20 protein-coding genes and 1 pseudogene are annotated in these 23,560 nt (G+C 68.1%); 9 read left to right on the top strand and 12 right to left on the bottom strand.

Going from position 1 to position 23,560, the window contains the following annotated elements; genetic code table 11:
- The first annotated feature begins 29 nt into the window (after nt 1–29).
- Nucleotides 30–2,234: a phosphocholine-specific phospholipase C gene (locus AC3WLE_RS11700; protein ID WP_492356966.1), complete on the top strand. Its 2,205-nt coding sequence runs from the start codon at nt 30–32 to the stop codon at nt 2,232–2,234.
- 83 nt (nt 2,235–2,317) lie between these two features.
- On the opposite strand, the gene AC3WLE_RS11695 is transcribed toward AC3WLE_RS11700, so the two are convergent.
- The gene (locus AC3WLE_RS11695; RefSeq protein ID WP_492356965.1) at nt 2,318–3,289 is read right to left on the bottom strand and encodes an aliphatic sulfonate ABC transporter substrate-binding protein; all 972 of its coding nucleotides are present in this window, start codon (nt 3,287–3,289) and stop codon (nt 2,318–2,320) included.
- Between the two features lie 155 nt (nt 3,290–3,444).
- On the opposite strand from AC3WLE_RS11695, the gene AC3WLE_RS11690 reads away from it, so the two are divergent.
- Entirely contained in the window at nt 3,445–3,810 is a 366-nt protein-coding gene (locus AC3WLE_RS11690; RefSeq protein WP_492356964.1) for a glyoxalase superfamily protein, read from the top strand.
- 40 nt (nt 3,811–3,850) lie between these two features.
- On the opposite strand, the gene AC3WLE_RS11685 is transcribed toward AC3WLE_RS11690, so the two are convergent.
- The 5 genes from AC3WLE_RS11685 to AC3WLE_RS11665 all read right to left on the bottom strand — a co-directional run bounded on the left by AC3WLE_RS11685 (nt 3,851) and on the right by AC3WLE_RS11665 (nt 9,755).
- Nucleotides 3,851–5,227: a DUF1214 domain-containing protein gene (locus tag AC3WLE_RS11685; RefSeq protein ID WP_492356963.1), complete on the bottom strand. Its 1,377-nt coding sequence runs from the start codon at nt 5,225–5,227 to the stop codon at nt 3,851–3,853.
- Nucleotides 5,228–5,404: 177 nt separating this feature from the next.
- Nucleotides 5,405–7,201, bottom strand: a complete 1,797-nt coding sequence (locus AC3WLE_RS11680) for an ATP-binding response regulator (protein WP_492356962.1) — start codon at nt 7,199–7,201, stop codon at nt 5,405–5,407.
- On the bottom strand, nt 7,198–7,887 hold the full coding sequence (locus AC3WLE_RS11675) for a LuxR C-terminal-related transcriptional regulator (protein ID WP_492320651.1): 690 nt from the start codon (nt 7,885–7,887) through the stop codon (nt 7,198–7,200). Before AC3WLE_RS11675 ends, AC3WLE_RS11680 begins: the two co-directional genes overlap by 4 nt.
- A gap of 125 nt (nt 7,888–8,012) precedes the next feature.
- Complete coding sequence (locus AC3WLE_RS11670) at nt 8,013–9,050, bottom strand: hypothetical protein (protein WP_492320650.1); 1,038 nt, start codon at nt 9,048–9,050, stop codon at nt 8,013–8,015.
- Nucleotides 9,051–9,146: 96 nt separating this feature from the next.
- Complete coding sequence (locus AC3WLE_RS11665) at nt 9,147–9,755, bottom strand: glutathione S-transferase family protein (RefSeq protein WP_492320649.1); 609 nt, start codon at nt 9,753–9,755, stop codon at nt 9,147–9,149.
- A gap of 116 nt (nt 9,756–9,871) precedes the next feature.
- Between AC3WLE_RS11665 and AC3WLE_RS11660 the strand changes: the two genes are divergently transcribed.
- From AC3WLE_RS11660 to AC3WLE_RS11645, 4 genes are read left to right on the top strand one after another with little or no spacing between them, the layout of a single operon-like run.
- Nucleotides 9,872–10,612 (top strand): DUF3348 domain-containing protein, encoded by a 741-nt coding sequence (locus AC3WLE_RS11660; protein ID WP_492320648.1) that lies wholly within the window; start codon nt 9,872–9,874, stop codon nt 10,610–10,612.
- A 10-nt stretch (nt 10,613–10,622) separates the two neighbouring features.
- Nucleotides 10,623–13,499 carry a DUF802 domain-containing protein gene (locus tag AC3WLE_RS11655; RefSeq protein ID WP_492356961.1) on the top strand — a complete coding sequence of 959 codons (2,877 nt, stop codon included), beginning with the start codon at nt 10,623–10,625 and terminating at the stop codon, nt 13,497–13,499.
- Nucleotides 13,496–14,143: an OmpA family protein gene (locus AC3WLE_RS11650; protein WP_492320646.1), complete on the top strand. Its 648-nt coding sequence runs from the start codon at nt 13,496–13,498 to the stop codon at nt 14,141–14,143. The genes AC3WLE_RS11655 and AC3WLE_RS11650 overlap by 4 nt, the downstream gene beginning before the upstream one ends.
- Nucleotides 14,136–14,831 carry a DUF2894 domain-containing protein gene (locus AC3WLE_RS11645; RefSeq protein ID WP_492356960.1) on the top strand — a complete coding sequence of 232 codons (696 nt, stop codon included), beginning with the start codon at nt 14,136–14,138 and terminating at the stop codon, nt 14,829–14,831. Before AC3WLE_RS11650 ends, AC3WLE_RS11645 begins: the two co-directional genes overlap by 8 nt.
- A gap of 16 nt (nt 14,832–14,847) precedes the next feature.
- Here AC3WLE_RS11645 and AC3WLE_RS11640 read toward each other — a convergent pair.
- A pseudogene (locus AC3WLE_RS11640) lies at nt 14,848–15,471 on the bottom strand (zinc-dependent alcohol dehydrogenase family protein); the annotation flags it as partial.
- A 107-nt stretch (nt 15,472–15,578) separates the two neighbouring features.
- The gene (locus tag AC3WLE_RS11635) at nt 15,579–16,433 is read right to left on the bottom strand and encodes an amidohydrolase family protein (RefSeq protein WP_492356959.1); all 855 of its coding nucleotides are present in this window, start codon (nt 16,431–16,433) and stop codon (nt 15,579–15,581) included.
- A gap of 119 nt (nt 16,434–16,552) precedes the next feature.
- Here AC3WLE_RS11635 and AC3WLE_RS11630 point away from each other — a divergent pair, with 119 nt between their 5' ends.
- From AC3WLE_RS11630 to AC3WLE_RS11620, 3 genes are all read left to right on the top strand, one after another.
- Entirely contained in the window at nt 16,553–17,302 is a 750-nt protein-coding gene (locus AC3WLE_RS11630; protein WP_492356958.1) for a GntR family transcriptional regulator, read from the top strand.
- Nucleotides 17,303–17,327: 25 nt separating this feature from the next.
- Nucleotides 17,328–18,308, top strand: a complete 981-nt coding sequence (locus AC3WLE_RS11625; RefSeq protein WP_492320642.1) for a tripartite tricarboxylate transporter substrate binding protein — start codon at nt 17,328–17,330, stop codon at nt 18,306–18,308.
- Nucleotides 18,309–18,369: 61 nt separating this feature from the next.
- Nucleotides 18,370–19,359: a Bug family tripartite tricarboxylate transporter substrate binding protein gene (locus AC3WLE_RS11620; protein WP_492320641.1), complete on the top strand. Its 990-nt coding sequence runs from the start codon at nt 18,370–18,372 to the stop codon at nt 19,357–19,359.
- 30 nt (nt 19,360–19,389) lie between these two features.
- On the opposite strand, the gene AC3WLE_RS11615 is transcribed toward AC3WLE_RS11620, so the two are convergent.
- The 4 genes from AC3WLE_RS11615 to AC3WLE_RS11600 all read right to left on the bottom strand — a co-directional run bounded on the left by AC3WLE_RS11615 (nt 19,390) and on the right by AC3WLE_RS11600 (nt 23,542).
- Nucleotides 19,390–20,394, bottom strand: coding sequence for an MBL fold metallo-hydrolase (locus tag AC3WLE_RS11615; RefSeq protein ID WP_492320640.1), 1,005 nt, complete (start codon nt 20,392–20,394; stop codon nt 19,390–19,392).
- Nucleotides 20,395–20,433: 39 nt separating this feature from the next.
- A complete protein-coding gene (locus AC3WLE_RS11610) occupies nt 20,434–21,525 on the bottom strand; it encodes a porin (RefSeq protein WP_492356957.1) in 1,092 nt (363 codons plus the stop codon).
- Between the two features lie 293 nt (nt 21,526–21,818).
- Nucleotides 21,819–22,322, bottom strand: a complete 504-nt coding sequence (locus AC3WLE_RS11605; protein ID WP_492320638.1) for a TlpA family protein disulfide reductase — start codon at nt 22,320–22,322, stop codon at nt 21,819–21,821.
- Nucleotides 22,319–23,542, bottom strand: coding sequence for a sialidase family protein (locus AC3WLE_RS11600; protein WP_492352000.1), 1,224 nt, complete (start codon nt 23,540–23,542; stop codon nt 22,319–22,321). The genes AC3WLE_RS11605 and AC3WLE_RS11600 overlap by 4 nt, the downstream gene beginning before the upstream one ends.
- Nucleotides 23,543–23,560 lie beyond the last annotated feature (18 nt).

Below are 23,560 nucleotides of genomic sequence, written 5' to 3'. Positions count from 1 at the left end.
TCCAGCGACAGACCGACCCAGCCACAGCCATGACCTTCAACCCGTCAAAAAGACAGTTCCTGAAGACCAGCCTCGGCACCGGCGCCGCCGCCGCGGTGCTGGCCAGCTTTCCGCCCAGCATCCGCCGCGCGCTCGCGATCGAGGCCAACAACGCCACCGGCACCATCCAGGACGTCAAGCACGTCGTGATGGTGATGCTGGAGAACCGCTCGTTCGACAATTACTTCGGCACCTTCAAGGGCGTGCGCGGCTACGGTGACCGCTTCGCGATCCCGTTGCCCAATGGCAAGAACGCGTTCTACCAGACCGATGCCAACGGCAATCTCCTGACGCCCTACCACCTGGACGAAACCCTGGGCAACGCGCAGCGCGCCGGCGGCACGCCGCACACCTGGCCCGATGCGCAGGCCGCGTGGGACCACGGCCGCATGGACCGCTGGCCGGTGGCCAAGAAGGCGCTGTCGATGGGCTACTACGATGACGCCGAGATCCCGTTCCAGCGCGCGCTGGCCGACGCCTTCACGCTGTGCGATGCCTACCACTGCGCGATGCACACCGGCACCATCCCCAACCGCCTGTTCTACTGGACCGGCAGCAACGGTCCCACCGGCGACAACGTCGCGGTGATGATCAATGAGTTCAACGCGGGCGCCGATGTTGGTCCCTCCACCGAAGGCTGGACCTGGAAGACCTACGCCGACCGCCTGCAGGCCGCGGGCGTGGGCTGGAAGGTCTACCAGAACGTGCCGGACAACTATGGCTGCAACCAGATGATGAGTTTCCGGCACTGGCGCGCCGAGATGGAGAAGATGCCCGTCGGGCGCAAGCTCTCCAACACCGCCGGCACCGGCGTCAACCCGCCCTACAACCCGGACATCGACGACCAGTACAGCCCGCTGGCCAAGGGCTTCTGCAACACCATGCCCGACGGCGGCTTCCTGCAGTCGCTGCGCGACGACGTGCTCAACGGCAAGCTGCCCGAGGTGTCGTGGATCATCCCGCCGGCCGAGTTCAGCGAGCACCCCGGCCCGTCCAGCCCGGCCAAGGGCGGCTGGTACGTGCAGGCCATCCTGGACGCGCTGACGGCATCGCCCGAGGTCTGGAGCAAGACCGTGCTGCTGATCAACTTCGACGAGAACGACGGCTTCTTCGACCACAGCCCGCCGCCGACCGCGCCGTCGCGCAACCTGGACGGCACGCTGGCCGGCAAGTCGACCCTCGACGACGCGCAGATGGCCTACGAGTACTTCAACTTCCAGCCCGCCACGGCCAAGCAGCCGCCGCAGGACGGCAAGCCCTTCGGCCCCGGCCCGCGCGTGCCGATGTGGGTGGTGTCGCCGTGGAGCCGCGGCGGCTGGGTCAACTCTGAAGTGTTCGACCACACCTCGGTGCTGCGCTTCCTGGAGGCGCGCTTCGGCGTGATGGAGCCGCAGATCAGCGCCTACCGTCGTGCCATCTGCGGCGACCTGACCAGCGCCTTCAACTTCGCCACGCCCAACACCGAGACCCTGCCCACGCTGGCGGGGCGCACCACCCGTGCCGACGCCACCAGCCTGACCGCCTGGCAGCAGACCCAGCCGGCGATCCCGGTGCCGGCCACGCCCGCGCTGCCGGAGCAGGACACCGGCACGCGTCCGTCGCGCAAGCTGCCATATGAACTGCACACCAGTGCACGCGTCGACGCCGCATCCAGGGCAGTCCGCCTGCTGTTCGCCAACGCCAGCACCAACCAGGCCGGCGCGCTGTTCCACGTCTATGACAAGCTGCACCTCGACCGCATTCCGCGCCGCTACGTGGTCGAAGCCGGCAAGACGCTGGACGATGCGTGGGACATCAATGCCGACGGCGGCAAGTACGACCTGTGGGTGCTCGGGCCCAACGGCTATCACCGCGCCTTCTCCGGCGACATCAACGAAGCGGTGACCACGTCCACCGAAATCCAGGTCTGCTACAACCCGTGCAAGAAGCCCACGATCCAGGTGAAGCTGCATAACGACAGCGACGCCGACGTGACCTTCACCGTCACGGCACTGGCCTACCGCGACGACGGCCCGTGGACGCAAACCGTGAAGCGCGGCAAGGTGGAAATGCTGGAATGGCCGGTGGCCGACAGCGGCAACTGGTACGACTTCGTCGTGACCTGCGAGGCCAGTCCGTCGTTCGCGCGGCGCTTTGCGGGGCGGATGGAGACCGGCGAGGACGCGGTCAGCGATCCGGAGATGGGAGTGGTTTGATGCGGCACGCCCCGGGGCTCGCGTTGAGCCCAGGGGCAGATTGTGCGACGCAAGTCGCGTAAGCGTGGCCGGCGCCCTGCCGGCTACGCCTTGCGCCAGACCGGCGACGCCGAGATCGCTACCTTGCGCGGCAGGATCTGCTGCGCGGTGAAGGCATCGGCGATGCGCTGCTGCTCGGCCAGCGCGGCGGCGTCGACCGTGTGCACCGCATAGCTGCGCCGCGCGTTCGCGGCTTCCACGGTGGCCGCATCCAGGCCGATCAGCGGCGCGTGCCAGCGCGCTGCCTCGGCCGGATTGCGCTTGACCCAGTCGCCCGCGTCGCGCAACGCATCGAACACCACCTCGAGCACCTCGGCATGCGCGCGCGCGAACGGCGTCGCCGCCAGGTAGAAGCGCCGATAGCTGGCCAGCCCCTCGCCATCGCGCAGCACACGCGCATTGGCCTGGCGCTGCACCGCGGCCAGGAACGGGTCCCAGATCACCCATGCCGCCACGCTGCCGCGCTCGAACGCCGCGCGGGCGTCGGCCGGGCTCAGGTATGCCGGTTCGATATCGCGGATCGACAGACCCGCGCGCGCCAGCGCTTCCAGCACCAGGTAGTGCGCGCCTGCGCCCTTGGCAAATGCCACCCGCTGCCCCTTGAGCTGCGCCACCTCACGGATCGGCGAGTCGCCACGCACGACAATGGCCTGTGCCTGCGGCGAAGGCGTCTCGCTGGCGTAGTAGGTCAGCGCGGCACCCGCGGCCAGCGCAAACGGCGGCACCGCATCGGCCACGTCGGCGCTCAGGTCGATATTGCCGAGGTTCAGCGCTTCAAGCAGCGGCAAGCCCGAGGTGAATTCGTACCACTGCACCGTCACCCCCTTGGGCGCCAGCGCCTTCTCCAGCGTCTGCCGCGACTTCAGCAGGATCATCAGCGTGGAGGACTTCTGGTAGCCGATGCGCAGCGCGGTCTGTCCTTGCCCCCAGCTGACGCCTGGCAGCACACTGGCGGCAGCCGCGGCGCCCGCTGCCGTCAGAAGCAGGCGGCGGCGTGAGTCGTGGGTCGGGTTCATAGCGGTGTTCCGGGATTTCACTGGAGCGCCAGCTTAGACACGGGCCCGCACAAAGCCAACGAAGATTGTCGCGGATGCTTATGCGCCGGCCGCGCGGATCACCGCGGGCCGGCGTTATCATCCGGCATTCCTGCGCAACTACCGAACGGAAAGCCATGAGCCTGTCTGCCGGCATCCCCATCCTCCGGATCTTCTCGGTCGACAAGGCCAAGGAGTTCTACCTCGACTTCCTCGGCTTCACGCTCGACTGGGAGCATCGGTATGAAGAGGGATTTCCGCTGTACGCGCAGGTCAGGCGCAGCGGCCTGACGCTGCACCTGAGCGAGCACCATGGCGACGCCACGCCCGGATCGGCGGTATTCGTGACGGTGGAGGATATCGATGCGCTGCAGCGGGAGCTGTCGGCCAAGGACTATCCGTACGCGAGGCCCGGTGTGGAGGATGTGGGCTGGGGGCGGATGCTGCAGGTGGCCGATCCGTTCGGGAACCGGCTGCGGTTTTGCGAGGTGGCGGAGGATTAGGTCAGCACTGGCAGGCGCCTTCCTGCCAAGACTGGCCCGCTCAGTTACGCTTGACCAGCGGCGCCGGGAACCACTCCCCGGACAGGACCGGCTGGTCCGCCCCATAGAGCCGGAACGTCAGGTGGTAGTTCTTTCCCTTGGGCGTGGGCAGCCAGTTGCCGTCAGGCGCATCTTTCGGCCTGGCAGGCGCGAAGTACAGCGTCAGCGAACCGTCCTCGCCATAGCTCAGCCTGGACTGCTTGTTGATCAGGAACCGGTTCTTCGCATTCGGGATCACGCGGAAGTTTTTGGCATCCACCGCAATCACCGACCAGAAGTATTTGACGTGGCGGGCGGGCAGCTCGTCCTTCGGGAAGGTGATGGTGTAGGTATTGCCGCCGTCGAGCTTGGTGCCGGTCCCGTCTGCATCCGTCTTGAAATAGACGACCTCATCGGTGCTGTTGGCCCAGATCCCGCCCAGGTTGATGCGGGTGCGGGTGTGGTAGTCGCTGCCGTACTTGCCGATGGTAGCGGGCCGGTTCCAGCCGTTCCTGATGGTACCTGCGGTGGAGAACGACTGTAAGAACGCCGGCAGCGTCTTCTCGCGGATGACCTTGTCCACCCGCGCGCGTTCGGCGGGGCTGCTGGCCACCGCGGCACTCACCGCGCGCACCTTGGCCTGGATGGGCTCCATGCCCGGATTGATGTCCGGCTCCGAGCCAAGCGCAACGGCTGCCGAGTCAAAGGCTTCAACGCCGGGGAGCTTGTCATTGCTGAAGGCGGGCGTGGCAGGCACCGGGGCAATCGTCGCCGTGCCAGTGATCCGTGTCGTGATCTGATGCTGCAGGGCAATGGCCTGCTTCTTGTCTGCGCCGATTTCCACCCGGGCCAGCACCCGTGCGGTCTTGCCCGGCAGGTCGATGCGCCTGGCATTGGGCGAAAGTGCCGCACTGGCACCCTTCAGGCACATCGCGAATTCGCCGCCTGGATGGTGCGGATAGTTGCGTTCGTTGATATTGGCGACGGTTTCGCCCCAGCCGTTCAGGAACTGAATGGTGTAGTAGCGCCCCTTGATGGCCGGCACGCTGAAGACCGTGCAGGTCTTTTCGTCGACCGCAACCCAGGCCTCGCTGTAGGCGACATCCAGGTTGGGGTTGGCCCACGACACACCGCCGACGTCGCGATGAATGATCCGGTTCCACTGGAAACCTTCCTTCCGGAAGTCGATTTGCTGCTGGCGCAGGACAAGCAGCCGGCCCAGCAGGTAGACGTAGGCATCGTTGATGTCCTGTTCCGACACCGCGGCCGTCGCGGAGCCCGACGTGACAGCCGACGCCGCAGCCAACGCCGCGGCCGACGGGCTATGGCATCCGGCGAGGCCCGCCAACATGGAAACGGCCAGCATGGAGGCAGCGACAGCGCGGTTTGAGATAGACATGGGCCCTCTCTTTCCAGTATCGCGATTTGCGGTCGCTAGACTGTCGCTGAGAGGTCGAAAAAAGTGAACTAAATAAATTCTTCAGGTGATCTGAATAAAATCGATCCGGACACTTCTTTCGCCCCGGAAATGCCTGAGTGGGACCACCGCCGCAGGCAGACCCACCAATCCATGCTGTCAGGCAGCACAAAGCCATTGGAACAACAGGGCATGCAGCTGCGACGGCTCCAGTGGCTTGTGCAGGACCAGGTAGCCTTCGCGCTCGGCCTGCTGGAGCGCCTCGGAATCGAACTCGCCGCTGACCATGGCGCCGCTTGCGTCCGGGCAGCGTTCGAACAGCGCCTTGAGCACCTCGAAGCCGCTCTCGCCGGAGCGCAGGCGCTGGTCGCACAGGATCGCCTGGGGCTGCAGGCCGGAATCGACCAGTGCCAGGGCTTCCTGCCCCGACGCCGCGCACGCCGCCTGCACGCCCCAGGCCTCCATCAGGCTGGTCCACGCGGCGGTCACCAGCGGGTCGTCCTCGACGACCAGGCAGACGCCCTGCAGCAGGGTGGAGGCCGACAGGCCATCGGGCTCGTAGACCGGCTCGATCGCCGCCGGCGCCAGCGGCTTCGCTTCGGGAAAGCGCAGCCAGAACCTGGAGCCGCGGCGCTCCACCGAGTCCAGCCCGTAGGTGGCGCCCATCAGCGTGGCGCAGCGCGCCACCACGGCAAGGCCCAGACCATGGCCCGCGCTGTCGATGCGCCACGCATGTTCGTTGCGATAGAACGGCGAGTAGACCCGCCCCTTCTCTTCGATCGCGATCCCCACGCCGGTGTCCCAGACCTCCAGCAGCCAGTGGCTGCCGCGCCGCCGCGCGGACACCAGCACCCCGCCGCGCTTGGTATAGCGCAGCGCGTTGTGCACCAGGTTGACCAAGGACTGGCGCAGCAATGCGGGATCGGCCAGCACCGCGGCGGCGCCTGCGGGCAGGCGCACGCGCAGGTCCAGGCCGCGGCTGCGCGCCTCTTCCCGGAACAGCGACGCCACCTCTTCGACCAAGGGCGCAAATGCCACGGCGGTATTGCGCGGGCTGGCAATGCCGCCTTCGATCCGGGACAGATCGAGCAGTGAGTTGAACATCAGGTGCACCGAGCGCACGCTGCGCCGCAGGTCGTCCAGCGGCGGGATCAGGGCCGGGTCGCGGTTGCGCCGCGCAATGGCTTCGATCAGGAAGCCCATGGCATGCACGGGCTGGCGCAGGTCGTGGCTGGCGGTGGTGAGAAACAGGTTCTTGGCATGCAGGGCTTTCTCGGCCTCTTCCTTGGCCAGCCGGTAGCGCTCGGCCAGGCGGATGCCGTCATCCTCCATCCGTACCTGCTGCCGGAAGAACTGGTTGGCGATCAGCGCGTGCCGGTAGATGGCCAGCGCATACAGCAACGCGAGCGGCAGCACGAACGGCCAGTGCTCGGGGAAGCTGCGCGGGGTGTTGACGATCTGCAAAGTCCAGCAGGCAACGAAGAAGCGCTGGAATACACCGAGGATCGGCGTCTGGTGCGTGGCATTGGCCGCCACGATGGCGGCGATGCTGATATACAGCAGCAGCTTGAAGTCAAAGCCCCCCAGGCTGGCCGTCAGGACCGCGGCCAGCGACAGGCAGAAACCGTGCACCAGCGCCACGCGCTGCACAAACGGCAGCCAGCGCCGGACCAGGGCGTCATCGTCTTCCCGCTCTTGCTTGTAGCGCCGGAAGCGCAATTGCATCCACACCGCCGCGGCGCCATACCCCAGTGTCCAGGCCAGCAGCGCGCCGCCGTCCAGCTTCTGGACATACAGCCAGATGACGAAAGGCACCCCTACGAACGGAATCGCATTGACGCTGAACACCAGGCGCCCGAACGTCATGTCCAGCAGCCGCGCACGCGCGCGCGGGCTGATGCCGGCATCCGCATCCGGGCGCGACAAGGCAAGCAGCCGGGCGAGGGCCTTCTTCAAGATTCCAGCCTGCGCCCGTGCAGCAGGGCGATGGCCTCGATCCGGTTGCGCACGCCAAGCTTGCCGAGGATCGCGGTGACGTGCTCCTTGACGGTCTGCTCCGACACCGACAGGGTCAGGGCGATGCGCTTGTTCGGCAGGCCGCGCAGCATCATGCCAAGCACCTCGGCCTGGCGCGCCGTCAGGCCCAGTTCGCTGGGCTCCAGCGGCAACTCGCGCCGCGCCGACGGCGGCCCTGCCTGCTGGAACCAGCGCCGGCCCTGGCGCAGCGACGCTACCGCGGTGGCGAACACCTCCGGGGGCTCGTTCTTCAGGATAAAGCCGTGCGCGCCGGCCTCGCGCGCCTTGATGCAAACGCGCGCATCGTCGTCGGCGCTCATCACCAGCAGCTTGCAGGCGGGCAGGCGCGCCGCGGCTTCGCGCAGCAACCCGACCGCGGTGCCGTCCGGCAGCCAGAAATCCACCACCAGCAGCGCCGGGCATCCCTCCCGTTCCGTCAGCGCCGCGCATTCCCGCGCATCGGCTGCATGCAAGGCAGCGTCAAACCCGCAATGCGCCGCAAGGTAGCCGGCAATGCCGCGCGCCATCAACGGGTGGTCATCCACCACGATGGCATAGTTGCGGCACGCGCTGGCGTCGATGTTGGCGCCGCTATTGTTCTCTGCGGCGCCTTGACTTCTTGTCATGAGTTTCCCACCCCGGTTCGCGCGTATGGACTTGTCGATTGGTCTCGTCGCCTGGTCAGGTGGATTGTATTACCTTGACTGCACATGGGCACGCCGGCGCCGGGGCAAGCCCCGGCGCCTGGCGCTTACAGGCCGAACAGGCTGCGCGTATCGCAGAGGAAGCCGGTGCAGCTGGCCGGTTCGAAGTAGAAGTCCCGGATGGTGCCGCTCGGCAACCCGTAGGCGCCCATCAGGCTAGAGCCCTTCTGCCCTTCGGCGTTGGCCTGGGCCAGGAAGCCCGCGCTGGTCTGCTGCGACGCGAAGTCGTAGAAGCGGAAGGTGCTGGACTGCGACAGGTCCTTCTCGTAGAGGTTGACCTGCGTGCCGCCGCTGACGAACGGCACCTTGAAGCGATAGCCGCGCGCACCCTGCGTGTTGATCTGGGCGACGACATCGCCGTCGCTGGCCGGATTCGACAGGACCTCATAGCCATAGCGGGCGCTGCCCTGCAGGTCCTTGCGGAAGATGGCCACGGTGCTGCTCACGCCGAACGGGCCCAGGTACGCCGGAACCGCCAGGTAGTAGCCGTCTGCGCCCAGCGGGTTGGCCTGGTTCTGGACAAAGGCCGACAGGCTGGCATTGGTGTCCACCACCATGACCTTGTACGAGAAAGTCGACGACGACCCGTTGTCCTTGCGCATCAGCGCATAAATCTGGCCGCCCACCATGTAGGGCCCGCCCCAGACGAAGCCGCGCGCGCCATGGCTGTTCAGCCAGGCCTCGTACGCCGTGGCCCACGCCTGGACATCGGCGCCGCCCGGTTCCTGCGGCAGTTCATAGGTATAGGTCGTCTGCGCGTCCTTGACGTAGACCCCCTTCTGCTCGGAACCTGCCGGGTTCCCGAGGAAATAGAAGCCGCTGACGAAACGGAAGCCACGTGCACCCTGGCCATTCAGCTGGGTCAGGAACTCGGCGCTGATCCCGGTCACGGGCGTATCCTCGAACATCACCGTCCGCGTTGCGGTGCTGCCGCCGGTGCCGCCAGTGCCGCTGGTATTGCCGCTGTTGCCAGTGCCGCCCGACGAGCCGCTGCCGCCGTTGTCGTCACCGCCCCCGCCGCAAGCGGCCAGGGCCACGCAGAGGACTGCGCTCAGGACTTTCAGGCGATGCAGTCTGGTCTTCATGTGTTCCCCTTTGAAATCGCGTTCCACAGGGGGACTGATGTTGCATCGGAATGCCTGCGATTGGCACCCTACCGCGGTAGGCGCGCCAGCAGCCACCTATGCGCAGGGCAATGCCTCAAATGCGGGCAGCCGCTCAAGTGCCGCGGTCAGCGCGACCAGCGCCGGATGCCGCGCCGGATCGACCGCGCCCGGCATCATGAACTGCGCGAAGGTCCAGCTGACCGCGGCGGTCAGCTCGGCCTGGCCGGTTTCCGCCTCGCCAGCCGGGACCGGACGCGTGGCGAGTTCCGCCTCCAGCAGTGCAAAGGCGCTCTCGCGCTGGGCATCGACACGGTCCAGCCACGGCTGGTGCAGCTTGCCCGCCGGCCGCTGGCTGTGCTCATAGAAGTTCTGCACCACCTTCTCGCTCGCCGCCAGCGCCAGCCCGACGATGCGCAGCGCGGCCTGCCGTGACGCGGTTTGCGCCGGCATCAGGCTGCGGCCCGCCAGCGACTCGGCATAGTCGATGATAAGCGTCGAGTCCATCAGCACGACCCCGTTGTCGCAGACCAGCGATGGCGCCTTGACCACCGGGTTGATGCCATGGAAACGCTCGAATTCACGGAAGACGGACACCGACTCATGCGTGAACGGCAACCCGAGCAGGCGCAGCGAGATCGCCGTGCGGCGGACATAAGGGGAATCAAGCATGCCAACCAGTCTCATGGTTTCACTCCGTGGTGGGATGGGTCCGGGACGGATTCCCGCCAATCATCCACCACGCCAGCCGGCCGCGCCACCGCGCGGGCGTGTAAACTGCTGGATTTTTCGAATCCGGCGCAATGTTACAAGTGCCCCGGCGCACAGGTTTCAGCGGCCCGACGCTCGTCCGCCTGCTGGCTCGCCTGACTGACGCCGATGCCCCTCCTCCTGCAAGCTCGCTCTCGAGCCAGCTGAGCCAATGGCTTGGCTGGGCGGATGCGATCGCGCTGTCATCGGCGCTGAAGGCCAATGCGCCGGCAACGCCGCCTGCCGCACGTGCTGCCGACAGCACTGAGGCACGCGAATGCGCGCGCGTGCGCGCCGCGCTGGCCGATGCCATCGTGGAAGACACCACGCTAGCCGGCAAGCGGCGCGGGCCGGCCCGGCCGTCCGCGCTGCCCGACCCCGTGGACGCGCAGGTCGACTACGCGGTCTATCGCCAGCGCTACCTCACGCTGCAACAGACCATGGAGACCTCGATCGGCGACCTGCGCGGGCGCCTGCGCGGCGCGTTGTCCGGCCACGCACCCGGCATGGCCAAGCTGGCCATGGTCGATGCCGTGATGGAGCGCGTGCTGGGCGCGCGCGAACAGAGCCTGCTGGGCGCCTTGCCGACGATGCTGGAGCCGCACTTCCAGCGCCTGCGCCAGGCCGAAGCCGCGGCGCTGGCCGAAGCCCAGGCCGCGGGACAGCCCGCAACGGCCAGGCCCGGTGCGTGGCTGGCGGTATTCCGCAAGGATATGCAGAGCGTATTGCTCGCCGAACTCGACATCCGCTGGCAGCCCCTTGAAGGCTTGCTGGCGGCGCTGCAAGACAGCTAACCAGAACATCATGACCCGATACCTTACCCATATTGTCGCTTTCCTGGCGGGCCTGGCCATCGTGTGCTGGATCGCCGCCGGCTATGCAGGCACGAACTTCCTGGCGCTGGCCGTGACGCTGCTGATCGGCGGCTGCTACCTGGCGGGGGCGTTGGAGCTGTACCGCTACCGCCAGGCCACCGCCACGCTGGCGCAGGCCGCCGCCGGATTGTCCGAAGCGCCGGCCAGCCTTGGCAGCTGGCTGGAACGGCTGCATCCCAGCCTGCGCGACAGCGCCCGCCTGCGCGTGGAAGGCGAGCGCGTCGGCCTGCCCGGGCCCGCGCTGACACCCTACCTGGTCGGCCTGCTGGTGCTGCTGGGCATGCTGGGCACGTTCCTGGGCATGGTGGCGACCCTGCGCGGCACCGGCATCGCGCTGGAGACCGCCACCGACCTGCAGGCCATCCGCGCCTCACTGGCCGCACCGGTCAAGGGCCTGGGCTTTGCGTTCGGCACCTCGGTCGCGGGCGTGGCCACGTCCGCGATGCTGGGGCTGTTGTCGGCATTGTGCCGGCGCGAGCGGATCCAGGCCGCGCAGGCGCTGGATGCCCGCATCGCCACCACGCTGCGCCCCTACTCGCGCGGCCACCAGCGTGATGAAGCGTTCCGGCTGCTGCAGCGCCAGGCCGACGTGATGCCGGCACTGGTCGAGCGCATGCAGGCCATGATGACCACGATGGCCGAACAGAACCAGGCCCTGACCGAGCGCCTGGCCGCCAGCCAGGACGCCTTCCACGGCAAGACCGAAGTGGTCTACACGCGCCTGGCGTCTTCGGTGGAGCAATCGCTGAAGGACAGCATTGCCGACAGCGCCCGTGCCGCAAGCGCAGCGATCCAGCCTGCGGTGGACGCGACCATGGCGGGCCTGGCACGCGAAACCACGGCCTTGCGCGACAACGTGACCCAAGCCGTGCAACAGCACCTGGATGGGGTATCGAGCCGCTTCGAGAGCGCCACCGCGGGCGTTGCGGATACCTGGAACCAGGCGCTGGCCGGGCATCAACGCGCGAGCGAGGCACTGGCAGCGGACCTGCGCACATCCCTCGACGGCTTTGCCCAGACCTTTGAACAACGCTCGGCCGAGCTGCTGGACAATGTCGCCACCCGGCTCGACACGGCAGCCGCCAGCGCTGCCGACGCATGGCGCGAGGCGCTGTCGCGCCAGGAGCGCACCGGCGAGAAGCTCGCCGGCGACAACCGGCAGGCCCTGACGGCCGCCGCAGCCGCGTTCGGCGAGCATGCGGCGACACTGGTGCGCACCGTGGGCGAGTCGCATGCCGGGCTGCAGACGCAGCTGGCCGCGCACGACGCGCAGCGCCTGGCGGCCTGGACCGATACGCTCGGCACCATGACGGCTGCCCTGCGCCAGGAGTGGGAGCAACTGAACGCGCATACGGTAAGCCGCCAGGACGAGATCAGCACGACGCTGGCGCAGAGCGTGCGCGACGTCTCGGCCCAGACCCAGGCGCATGCGAGCCAGACCCTTGCGGAGATCGACCGCCTGGTGCAAGCCGCGTCGGACGCGCCGAAGGCGGCCGTTGCACTGCAGGCGGAACTGGCTGCGCGCGATGCACAGCGCTTCGCCGCCTGGACCGATACGCTCGGCTCCATGACGACTGCCCTGCGCCAGGAGTGGGAACAGCTGAACGCGCACACGGTAAGCCGCCAGGACGAGATCAGCACGACGCTGGCGCAGAGCGTGCGCGAGATCTCGGCCCAGACCCAGGCGCATGCCAACCGCACCCTCGCTGAGATCGACCGTCTGGTGCAGGCCGCAACGGACGCGCCAAAGGCGGCCATCACGCTGCAGGCCGAACTGGCTGCGCGCGATGAACAGCGCTTTGCCGGCTGGACCGATACGCTCGGCACCATCGCCGCCACGCTGCGCCAGCAGTGGGAACAGGCCAGCACGCACGCCGCCACGCGCCAGCAGGAGATCTGCGAGGCGCTGGCGCAGACCGCGCGCGCGATCTCGACCGAGACGCAGGCGCATGCCAGCACCACCCTCGCCGAAATCGACCGCCTGGTGCAAGCCGCGGCCGAGGCACCCAAGGCCGCCACCACATTGCAGGCGGAACTGGCATCGCAGGACGCGCAACGCATGGCCGCCTGGACCGACACGCTCGGCACCATGGCCGCATCGCTGCGCCAGGAATGGGAACAGACCAGCGCGCACACCGTCAGCCGCCAGCAGGAAATCTGCGAGACGCTGGCCGTCACCGCGCGCGACATGGCAGCCCAGGCGCAGGCCCAGGCCACCGGCACCATCGCCGAAGTCGCCCACCTGATGCAGGCCGCATCCGAAGCGCCCAAGGCCGCCGCGGAGGTCATCGCGGAACTGCGCGAGAAGCTCACCGACGGCATGGCGCGCGACAACGCCATGCTGGAAGAACGCAGCCGCATGCTGGAAACGCTGGGCACGCTGCTCGATGCCGTGAGCCACGCCTCCACTGAGCAGCGCAGCGCGGTCGACACCCTGGTCGCCACCACGGCGGACCTGCTGGACCGCGTCGGCACGCGCTTTACCGACAAGGTCGAATCCGAAACCGGCAAGCTCACCGACATCGCCGCGCAGGTCACCGGCAGCGCGGTCGAAGTCGCGAGCCTGGGCGAGGCCTTTGGCGTGGCGGTGCAGCTGTTCAGCGAATCCAACGGCAAGCTGATCGACCACCTGCAGCGCATCGAGGCCGCGCTGGACAAGTCGATGACGCGCAGCGACGAGCAACTGGCCTACTACGTGGCGCAGGCGCGCGAAGTCGTCGACCTGAGCATGCTGTCGCAAAAGCAGATCCTTGAGGACCTGCAGCAGCGCGCCGGCCAGCAAGCGCCCAGCGCAGAGGCGGCATGAGAGAGGACCTTGACGCCGGCGTCGAGCCGACCGTTCCCGCGTGGGCCGTCTTTGGCGACCTGATGTCGGTGCTGCTGGGCGCGTTCGTGCTGGTCCTGCTGGGGGTCATCGGCGTGCAGATGGAACTGTCAGCCAGGCTGGAAGCCGAGGTGAAGCAGCGGCAGGAGGAAGCACAGCGCCGCGAGACGCTGGAAAAGGCACTGGCAGGGCCGCTGGCGGCCGGCCGCGTGACGCTGGTGAACGGCCGCATCGGCATCAGCGGCAACGTGCTGTTTGCGCTCAACTCAGACCAGCTGCAACCTGACGGCCGCGATCTGCTGAAAAGCCTGGCGCAACCGTTGTCGGCCTACCTGCGCAGCCGCGACGAGATCCTGATGGTCAGTGGCTTTACCGACGACCAGCAGGTGCGCGAAGGCAACCGCCGCTTTGCCGACAACTGGGAGCTGTCGGCGCAGCGCGCCCTGACCGTGACCCGCACCCTGATCGATGCCGGCATCCCGCCCACCTCAGTGTTCTCGGCCGCCTTCGGTTCGCAGCAGCCGGTGACACCGAATGCCGATGCCGAGGGCCGCGCAAAGAACCGGCGCGTCGAGATCTCGCCGGTGCCGCGCGTGACCGCAGGCACGGTGAAGGCACATGGCTAGCCTCGACGTGGCAGCCGATATCCGCGCGCAACTGGACGCCTGGCAGGCCAGCGGCGCCGACTATGCCGATCCCGTGCGCTTCCGCCTGATGCAAGCGCTGGCCCGCCGCGCCGCCGCACACAGTGGCGCGGTGCGGAGCTTGCTGGATGAGCGCCTGCGTGGCCTGGCCGCCGCGTATGCAGCCATCGTGCAGCGGTACACAGTTCAGGACAGCGATGTTGCCGATGGTGCCGCGCCGCCCACGCCAACAGCCGGCCCGGCAGCCAGCGCGCTTGGCGCACTCGTGCACGACATCACCGCGCGCGCCAGGCCCGCCCTCGCGGTTGCCTCAAACGATGCACGATCGCCCACGCCGGTGCCGGCAACCGCACCCCAGTCCGACGCGCCGCTGGTCGATGCCCTGGCCGACTACTTCCGCGAGACCTGGGCCAGGGTCAGCGTCGAGCAGCACTTCCGCCTGTCGCTGGAGCGCGTGCCGGAGAATGCCGGGCCGCTCAATACCGACCATCTCGTGCATCGTTCGCTGTCCCTGATGCGCGAGACGTCGCCGGAATACCTGCGGCATTTCCTGTCCTATGTCGAGGGCATGGCCTGGCTGGAGCAGTTGGGCGCGGCAGCAGCGGCCGAAAAAGAAGCGGCGCGCGCCGCCGCGGCCAAAAAGAGCGTGCGCGGCAAGGCTCGCAAATAGCAGTCCGGCCCGCGCCTCAGCGCAGCCGCCCCACCACCTTGCCGAAGGCCCCGCGTTCCAGGTGGTCGAGCGCCGCGGGCAAGTCCCCGAACCCATACTCGCTCTCGATCACCGGACGCAGCGCCAGCCAGTCCACGGCACGCACCAGGTCCTGCAGCGCGCGCCGGTGCGACACGCCGATCCCCTGCACGGTCACGCGGCCATGCAGCACCGGATAAGACGCTGGCGCGCAGCTCATCCCCCTGAAGATTGCCGATCACCGAGATCCGGCCGCCCTGCGCCAGCGCGGCAAGCGACCGGCCGAAGTTGTCTCCGCCAGCCAGTTCCAGCACATGGTCGGCACCGCGGCCGCCGGTCAGCTCGCGCACGGCAGCCGGCCAGTCAGCGGTGCGGCCGCGGTGGACGCCATGCGCCGCGCCCAGCTCCTGCACGCGCGCCAGCTTGTCGTCGCTGCCTGACACCACGATCACGCGCGCGCCCTGTGCGCGGGCGATCTGCACCGCAAACAGGGCCACGCCGCCGGTGCCGATCACCACGACGGTGTCGCCGGGCCGCGTCACCGTGGCCTCGGCCAGGGCTTGCCAGGCCGTCAGGCCGTCAGGCCGGCGCAGGTCAGCGTGCTGGCCTGCGCGGCGTCCAGGCCAGCCCGTTTCCTGCCGAACAAGCTGAGGGTGACGATCGATTTGCTGGTGGAAGCGATTCCCGGGGTGCTGGCGCTGGATTGAAGCCGGCGGCGCCAGCCGCCCGCTATCCCTTCACCGCAAACCCGTACAGCGCTGCCGCGTTGCGCCACCGGAGCGCAGCGGACAAGGCCGCGCCGGCCGCTTCGCTGTCACCGGGCGCCCCTTGCCCCGGCCATGCGGCAAGCATCCGGCACTCGTCGACCCGAGCCGGCGCCTCATGGTTGGTCCATGGCCAGTCGCTGCCCCACAGCAGCCGGTCAGCTCCCACGACTTCGTGCCATCGCTGCGCAAACCTGGTCCAGTCCTGAGGGGATGCAAGCCGGTACGGCGCGCTGATCTTCACCCAGACCTGGCGGCGCGCGCGCACGGCAGTCGCAACGTCGAAGATCGTGTCCTCGGCTCCCTCTGCACCTGGCCGGCCGAAGTGGTCAAGCACGACCGGCGCGCCGGCATTGCCAAGGGCCGCGTCAAGCTGCGCCAGCACCATGCCGCCATCACCGTTGCGGGTATGGAGTTCGACATGCCAGCCGAGCCCGGCGATCCTGGCGAACAGCCCGCGCCACGGCGCGGTGGAAATGCGCTGCCAGTCCGGATCGCCATACAGGTTCAGGCGGATGCCCCGCACGCCGGCCGCGTGCAACGTAGCCAGTTCCGCATCCGTTACCTCAGGGCCGACCACCGCGACGCCGCGCAAGCGCCCGGGCATGGCCTGCAGCGCGGCCAGCAGCGCCGCATTGTCGGTGCCGAGAAAACTGGTCTGCACCACCACCCCATACAGGTCCCCCAATCCGGCAAGCCGGGCGTGCCAGTCCTTCAGGTCAGCGGCATAGGGCGGCCGGTAGCGGGCCGATGGCGCGGCCACTCCGGCATCGAACACGTGGAAGTGGGTATCCACCAGCGGCAAAGCGCGCTTGCTCATCAGTCAGCCCCTCCGTGGCGCGGCTCAGTGGCGCGGGTATATCCGGATATGGCATCCGAACCCGCGTCAGTATTCTAGTCCTCTAGATGACATTGACATCAATTTAGCACGGGTTCGGCATGCCAGACAACGCGCTGCTCCAGACTACAACCACCGCCGCGGGCCTGAGCCGCTACGGCCAGATCGCGGCGGAACTGCAGGCAAATATTGTTTCGGGCGCGTGGGCGCCCGGCAGCGCCATCCCTGCGGAAGGCGCGCTGGCCAAGGAGTTCGGCATTGCGCTGGGCACCATCCGGCAGGCCATCGCCGTGTTGGTCCAGCAGGGTCTGCTGGAGCGCGTGCAAGGCAAGGGCACCTTCGTGCGCAAGGGGCTCAGCGGGGCCAGCCTGATGCGGTTTTTCCGCTTCGGCGGCGCCGATGGCGCGCCGGCGGTGCCGCGCTCGGAAATCCTGTCGTGCCGCACCGTGCGCCTGGACAAGGCCATGGCAACCCGCTTCGGGCTGCCGACCGGTGCGCGCGGGCTGGCGATCTCGCGCCGCCGCTGGCTGGAGGACACGCCCCGGCTGCTGGAATCGATCTGGCTGCCGCTGCCGCGCTGCGAAGCCCTGCAGCAACTCCCTGCGGCGCAGTGGGGCGACCTGCTCTACCCGCTGCTGGGCAGCGCCTGCGGCATCACGGTCCATCGCGCCGTTGACGAAGTGACCTTCCGCACGCTGGCAGCAGACGAGGCAGCGTTGCTGGACTTGCCGGATGCGCATCCGTGCGCGGTCGTGACCCGGCATGCCTTCGACCTGGGCGGCAACTGCATCGAATACCGGCTGACGCGGGGCGACGCCTTTGCCTTTCGCTATACCGCGGACGTCCGCTGACGGACCGCGCCGAGGAGACAGACCCATGCACGCACGCCACGCAATCGCCGCCACGGTCGCTGCCCTGATCGCCACCACCACGCTGGCGCAGGCCGCCGACACCGCCGCGGCCTGGCCGGCACGGCCCATCACGATCGTGGTGACGTATCCGCCGGGCGGCGGCGCGGACCTGATGGCACGGCTGATCGCGCCGGGTCTCGGGCGCGAGCTGGGCCAGACCGTCGTCGTCGAGAACCGCCCGGGTGCCGGCGGGCAGATCGGTGCCGCCTATGTCGCCAAGGCGGCACCGGACGGCTACACCATGATGGTCGATGCCTCCTCTTATGCGGTGAATCCCAGCCTCTATCCGCGCCTGCCCTACGATCCGGACAAGGCCTTCCGGCCGGTCGGCGTGCTGGCGCGCTATCCCAACGTGCTGGTGGCCACGGCGGGCTTTCCCGCCAGCAAGGTCAGCGACGTCCTGGCCATGGCCAGGCAAAAGCCGGGCTCGGTCGCCTTTGCGTCCTCGGGCAATGGCTCGGCGCAGCATCTGGCCGGCGTGCTGTTCGAGCAGCGCGCGGGGGTCGACCTATTGCATGTGCCCTACAAGGGCGGCGGCCCCGCCATGACCGATGTCATCGCCGGCCAGGTGCCGCTGTTCTTTGCCAACGTCGCTTCGAGCCTGCAGCACATCAAGGCCGGCAAGCTGAAGCCGCTGGCGGTGACCAGCCATGCCCGCACCCAGGCATTGCCGTCCGTGCCCACCATGCAGGAAGCCGGCGTGGCGAGCTATGAGGTCTATGAATGGAACGCGGCCTTCCTGCCCGCCGCAACGCCGGACCCGATCGCAGCGAAGCTCGCTGACGCCCTGCAGAAAGTCATGACCAGCCCCGAGATCCGGCAACGCGTGGCCGAGCTGGGCGGCGAGATCGTCGCTGCGCCGCCAGCACAGGCACGGCAATTCATCGACGGGCAGGCCCGGCTGTGGGCCAAGGTCATCCGGGACGGCAACATCAAGCCCGAATAGCACCAACTGGCACCGACTCTGCCCCACCACGGCCCAGCTACAGAACTTTCAGGAGAAATGCATGACCCCGATAAATCCCCTTCGCCGCCATCTGCTCAAGACCACCGCCGCACTGGGCGCGTGCGCGCTGGCGCCAACGCTGGCGCGTGCCCAGGCCTGGCCGGCCAAGCCGATCCGGCTGGTGGTGCCGTTCGCGCCGGGCGGCAGCTCGGAGATCGTGGCCCGCTCCACCGCGGCGGAGCTGACCAAGCTGCTAGGCGTGTCAGTCTTCGTCGAGAACAAGCCCGGCGCGGCCGGCAATATCGCCATGGGCGAAGTCGCGCGCGCCGATGACAACCACACGCTGATCCTCGGCCATATCGGCACGCTGGCGGTCAATCCGTTTATCTTCCCGAAGCTGCCCTATGACCCCGTCAAGGACTTCCGCGCGATCTCGCTGCTGTCCAAGGTGCCGAGCCTGTACGTGGTCCACCCGGACGTCCCCGCGAAGAACCTGAAGGAGTTCGTGGCGTTGGCCAAGAGCAAGCCCGGCAAGCTGAACTACGGTTCGGCCGGCAACGGCAGCGCCGGCCATCTGGCCTTTGAATACCTGAAGGCCGCGACCGGCACCTTCATCACCCATGTGCCGTATCGCGGCAGCGGTCCGCAGATCACTGACCTGCTGTCGGGGCGGTTGGACGCAGCCGCGGTCGGCGCGCCGGCGATCATCCAGTTCATCAAGGCCGGCAAGGTGCGCTGCATCGCCACCGGCACGACCCAGCGCATTCCCCAGCTGCCCGACGTGCCAACGGTTGCCGAACAAGGCTATCCCGGCTTCGAAATGACGCAGTGGTATGGCCTGCTGGCACCGGCATCTCTGCCCCAGGCGGCCGCCGACAAGCTGGCGGACGCCACCGTGAAAGCAGTGAAGAGCAAGTCGTCGGTCGAGCGCCTGAGCGCGGATGCGGCGATTGTGGTGGGCGACACGCCGGCGGAGTTCTCGCGCTTTATCGCGCAGGAGCAGCAGCGCTGGAAGCCCATCATTGCGCGCGCGGGAATCAAGCCGGATTGAACGCAAGGGGATGGCGCGGCGCGCCGGGGCTCACGGTCGCTCCTGCCACACCGCGACGCCACCCGGCGTCCCGGCACGGCCATCCAGGCTGATCTCCACGCGCGTCAGGTCCTCGCCGATCAGTAGTTCACCGGCATACGTCTTGCGGACCCGCTCGGCAATCTGCCCGACCGTGGCATCGCCGTTCAGGCCGATGTGACTGAACACCGCCAGCCTCGGCCCCGCAGCCTGGAAGACCCGCGCGGCATCCTCCGGCGAGGACAGGTGATCGTAGATGGCACGGTACGCGGGGTTGGAAGCCAGCAGCGCATCGGGGATCAGCGTGACGCAATGCACCAGCACGTCGGCGTTCTTTGCCTGCGCGACCACGGCGGGACTGAACCGGGTATCGCCCGACAGCACCACCACCCGGCCCCGATAGTCAATCCGGTAGCCATACGACGGCCGGATGTTGTCGCCGTGGTCGTTCTCGAATGCCGTCACGCGGACCCCGTCTTTTTCATAGACGACCCCGGGCGCGACGTCGCGGGCATCGATGGTGATGCCCGCAAGCGCGCTGCCCTCATCCTTGTGCCGGATGGCGATGTCCGCGGCAAAGGCCTGGCGCAGCCCATCGGCAAGCGCGCGCGTGCCCGCCGGGCCGTACAGCGCCATGGGCTTGTCGCGGCGGCCGTAGGGCGGCCGCAGCCAGCCAGTCAGCCACAGGTCGGGCAGTCCCACCAGATGGTCCGAGTGGAAGTGCGTCAGGAAGTGCGCGTCGACGCTGCCCAGCGGAATCCGCAACTGCCACAGGCGCACGGCCACATTGCGGCCAAAATCAAAAACCAGCTTCTGGCCGCCGGCCTCGACCAGCGTGCTGTAGCCAGCGCGCGTTGCCGAAGGCACCGGGGTGCCCGTGCCCAGCAGCGTCACGCGGAAATGGTCAGTGCGTTCCGGGGCGGCCGCAGCCGGGGCGGGCGTGGCGGCGACCGACAAGGCCGTGGCACACATCAGGGCGATGCCGGTCAGCATCGCCAGCAAGCGGGATGATTTCATCGTTCTACCTATTGAAAAGGGTGACAGCGCTGCAGCGCCTCAGAAGATCTGCTTGACGCCGAGCATCACGCCGGCCTGGTTGCCGCCCGCGCTGGGATTGCCGCCGGGGCTGCCGCCGCTGACCGACAGCGCCGACTGGCCGCCGTTGTCGATATAGCCCGCCGTGGCATACACGGAGGTGCGTTTCGAGAACGCGTAGGTGCCCCGGATCGCGCCAAGCCAGGCCTTGTTCGCGCTGCGCCGGTACTTCACGTAGAAGACTTCGCCGGCAAGGTTGAACGCGGGCGTGATGTCGTAGGACGCCCCCGCGAACCAGAGGTCGCTGCGCGGGGTGCTGCTTGCTTCGTTGTTGCGAGACAGCAGTCCCAGGCCCAGCTTGGTCCGCGGCAGCAGCATGTAGCCGCCCAGCGAGAAGCGGTCGTCCTTCAGGCTGCTCCGGGTCAGGCCACCAAAGGCGCCGGGGCCGCCGCGCAGCGAATCGTAGGCGGCGCTCACGCCCCACCAGTCAGTCTCGTACATCAGCATGGCCGACCATTCGCGGCAGGCGTGCGAGTCCGCGGGGTTCTCGCCCGCACAGTTGGTGCCGGCCGGGCCCGGTCCCGCATTGACGGTATCGCGGCCCAGGCTGTACGTGGCGCCAACGGTGACGCCACCGAACTTGCCCTTGTACGAGACCGCGTTGTCGGCGCGCGTGTTGGGGATATAGCTGTCAATCGAGCCGACACCGTAGACGTTGGAGGTAAGGATGTCGGTATCCAGACGCGCCCAGAACAGCATGGTGTACTGGCGCCCAAACCCGATCTGTCCCCACGGGCCGCTCAGCCCGACGAAGGCCTGCCGGCCGAACAGTCGCGCGCCCTGATTCGAGACGCCTGAATCCGGCGCGAAGCCGGATTCCAGCACGAACACGCTCTTCAGCCCGTTGCCGAGGTCTTCCGAACCGCGCAAGCCCCAGCGCGATGGCACAGTCGCAGCCAGCGACGGCTGGCGCACCAGGTCATTTCCCGCCGCACCCACGTGGTTGAGGTATTCCACACCCGTATCGATCACCCCATAGAGCGTCACCGATTGCGCCGCCGCCACCAGCGGCATGGCGGCAGCCAGGCCGGCCGCGTATCTGTTGAATTTCATTCTGTCTCCCCTGCTTCCTGTGGCGGCAACCTGCCAGGCACCCTGGCAGCCCCCATATGTTCATATTTGAACATCTGTTTCTTTATTGAACCACCACGGGCGAATACTACCGCCCCGTTTTATGGAGGCCGAGTGGGGAAACTACCGATGTGTGGGGAGGGGTTATGGCACGCCGCTGCGCTGCGCGTCACGCAGGCGCAGCCGACAAGAAAGGCGGTGAACCGCGTTTGCCTGAGGCGCGCTCCAGCGTGGGCTGCGGGCCCGCGCTGGCCTCATGGAATTCCGGTGCGCGCTCAGCCGGCGATGCCAGCCCAGCGCAGGTGCTTGCCCCAGTCGGCGTCGCTGATCACGCCGGACACGCCGTGCCGCTGGCCATCGGCGCGATAGAAGTAGGTGCGCGGCATCTCGCCCATCCAGTCCGGATCGACCGCATAGCGCAGCCGCTCCTGCGGCTCGTGCCCGAACACCCACGCGTTGCGCGTGAGCCTGACGCGCTGGAGCAATTGCTGCACCTGTGGCAGCGCGTCGGGGTTGTCCGTCGCCAGCGTGACGACGCGCAGGTCCGGATGCCGCGCGCGCAGCTTGCCGATGGCGTCGAAGTTGCGCTTGCAATAGACGCAGTCGAGCGACCACACCACCAGTACAAAGGGCTTGCCCTTCTGGCTGGCCGCCAGCTGGGCGGCGCTGGCCGATGCGAACACGGCGACGCGGTCGGCCGGTTGACTACCGGCATTGGCGGCCGTCATCGCCAGGGTCAGGACGGCAGCGGCGAGCAGCTTGCGGCGGGATGGCATCATGCACCCTCCTTGCCCAGCGGGAACACCTGGAAGCCCTCGGCCTCGGTACGCCACAGCACGTAGGCGCGGCCCGCATGCTGCAGCAGGTGCGGCTGGTCCGAGTCGCGCTCCGTGCCGGCCAGCTTGCGCGTCTGCCAGGTCTTGCCGCCATCGTGCGACAGCATCGCGGACAGCCGCGTCTGCTGGCCGTCGAACGATTTCCAGGCCACCGCGATCTCGTTGTCGTTCAGCGCGACGATGTCGGCATGCTGCGCGCGCGGGTCGTCCAGCGGGCGCTGTGCCTGCAGCTTGCCGTCCTTCCAGCGCCCCACCGAGACCGTGGGCTTGCCTTCGCGCACGTTGAACCAGACCATGTGCACCGTGCCATCGGGCGCCACCGAAGCGCCGGGGCCGTGGTGCGGGCAGGCGTCGATGCGCCAGTCGTCAAAGGTGGCGCGCTGCATCGGCGTGGCCTTGCCGTCGGTGCCCAGCAGCGCCAGCGCGTGGTCGCGCGCGTTGGGCGGGAATACATGGCGCCACAGCGCCAGCATCTTGCCGTCGGGCGTGGGCGACAGCGCGATGCGGCAGCATTCGCACGACTGGTCGGCAATCTTGTAGTCGCCCTGGAAGGTCTTGCCCTGGTCGGCCGAGACCGCGTAGTAGACCGCGGCGCCGGCGTACGGCCGCTTGCGCGCCTCGGCGGCAACCACGTCGCGCTTGTCGATCCAGCTGACGAAGACGCGCCCGGCGTTGTCCACCGCGATGGCGTCGAAGCGGTGGGCGATCTGGTCGCGGTTGGCATGCACCGTCAGCGGTTCGGCAAAGGACTTGCCGCCATCGGCGGAATGCGCAAAGCGGATAAAGCCGGTCCACGGCTTGGGCAGCGGCTGGGTCCAGGTGACGAAGATCTCGCCGTCGCGCCCCGCGGCGACCTTGGGCCGGCTTTCATGATCGGCGGCGACCTGCTCCGGCACGTTGTTGACATGCTGCGCCGGCCCGAAGCTGCGGCCGTAGTCGGTCGATGCACGTACCGCGACGTAAGGGCCGTCCTTGTAGGCGACCCACAGCTTGCCGTTTCGGTCGAACGCGGCGCCGGTGCCAAGCTCGCTCATCTTCGCGGCCTTGGCCTGCGCGCCGTGGCCGCTGTGATCGCCGTGCGTTTGCGCGGTCGCGGCCAGCGCGGCACCGGCCATCATCAGCCCGGCAACGATCAAGCGGAAACCGGGGCGAACGCCTTGCATGGATATGGTCAGCCTGTT

The organism is Cupriavidus sp. FW306-1B-F12B, from assembly GCF_058781795.1.
Note: the sequence above shows the minus strand (reverse complement) of the source record. Positions and strands in the feature narration are given on the sequence as shown.

Excerpts from the sequence above, each read along its gene's own strand:
- AC3WLE_RS11615 (WP_492320640.1), bottom strand. The coding sequence starts at position 20,394 with ATGAAATCATCCCGCTTGCTGGCGATGCTGACCGGCATCGCCCTGATG.
- AC3WLE_RS11620 (WP_492320641.1), top strand. The coding sequence starts at position 18,370 with ATGACCCCGATAAATCCCCTTCGCCGCCATCTGCTCAAGACCACCGCC.
- AC3WLE_RS11635 (WP_492356959.1), bottom strand. The coding sequence starts at position 16,433 with ATGAGCAAGCGCGCTTTGCCGCTGGTGGATACCCACTTCCACGTGTTC.
- AC3WLE_RS11630 (WP_492356958.1), top strand. The coding sequence starts at position 16,553 with ATGCCAGACAACGCGCTGCTCCAGACTACAACCACCGCCGCGGGCCTG.
- AC3WLE_RS11685 (WP_492356963.1), bottom strand. The coding sequence starts at position 5,227 with ATGTCTATCTCAAACCGCGCTGTCGCTGCCTCCATGCTGGCCGTTTCC.
- AC3WLE_RS11700 (WP_492356966.1), top strand. The coding sequence starts at position 30 with ATGACCTTCAACCCGTCAAAAAGACAGTTCCTGAAGACCAGCCTCGGC.
- AC3WLE_RS11695 (WP_492356965.1), bottom strand. The coding sequence starts at position 3,289 with ATGAACCCGACCCACGACTCACGCCGCCGCCTGCTTCTGACGGCAGCG.
- AC3WLE_RS11600 (WP_492352000.1), bottom strand. The coding sequence starts at position 23,542 with ATGCAAGGCGTTCGCCCCGGTTTCCGCTTGATCGTTGCCGGGCTGATG.
- AC3WLE_RS11655 (WP_492356961.1), top strand. The coding sequence starts at position 10,623 with ATGACCCGATACCTTACCCATATTGTCGCTTTCCTGGCGGGCCTGGCC.
- AC3WLE_RS11645 (WP_492356960.1), top strand. The coding sequence starts at position 14,136 with ATGGCTAGCCTCGACGTGGCAGCCGATATCCGCGCGCAACTGGACGCC.
- AC3WLE_RS11670 (WP_492320650.1), bottom strand. The coding sequence starts at position 9,050 with ATGAAGACCAGACTGCATCGCCTGAAAGTCCTGAGCGCAGTCCTCTGC.
- AC3WLE_RS11610 (WP_492356957.1), bottom strand. The coding sequence starts at position 21,525 with ATGAAATTCAACAGATACGCGGCCGGCCTGGCTGCCGCCATGCCGCTG.
- AC3WLE_RS11690 (WP_492356964.1), top strand. The coding sequence starts at position 3,445 with ATGAGCCTGTCTGCCGGCATCCCCATCCTCCGGATCTTCTCGGTCGAC.
- AC3WLE_RS11605 (WP_492320638.1), bottom strand. The coding sequence starts at position 22,322 with ATGATGCCATCCCGCCGCAAGCTGCTCGCCGCTGCCGTCCTGACCCTG.
- AC3WLE_RS11625 (WP_492320642.1), top strand. The coding sequence starts at position 17,328 with ATGCACGCACGCCACGCAATCGCCGCCACGGTCGCTGCCCTGATCGCC.
- AC3WLE_RS11660 (WP_492320648.1), top strand. The coding sequence starts at position 9,872 with ATGTTACAAGTGCCCCGGCGCACAGGTTTCAGCGGCCCGACGCTCGTC.
- AC3WLE_RS11675 (WP_492320651.1), bottom strand. The coding sequence starts at position 7,887 with ATGACAAGAAGTCAAGGCGCCGCAGAGAACAATAGCGGCGCCAACATC.
- AC3WLE_RS11650 (WP_492320646.1), top strand. The coding sequence starts at position 13,496 with ATGAGAGAGGACCTTGACGCCGGCGTCGAGCCGACCGTTCCCGCGTGG.
- AC3WLE_RS11665 (WP_492320649.1), bottom strand. The coding sequence starts at position 9,755 with ATGAGACTGGTTGGCATGCTTGATTCCCCTTATGTCCGCCGCACGGCG.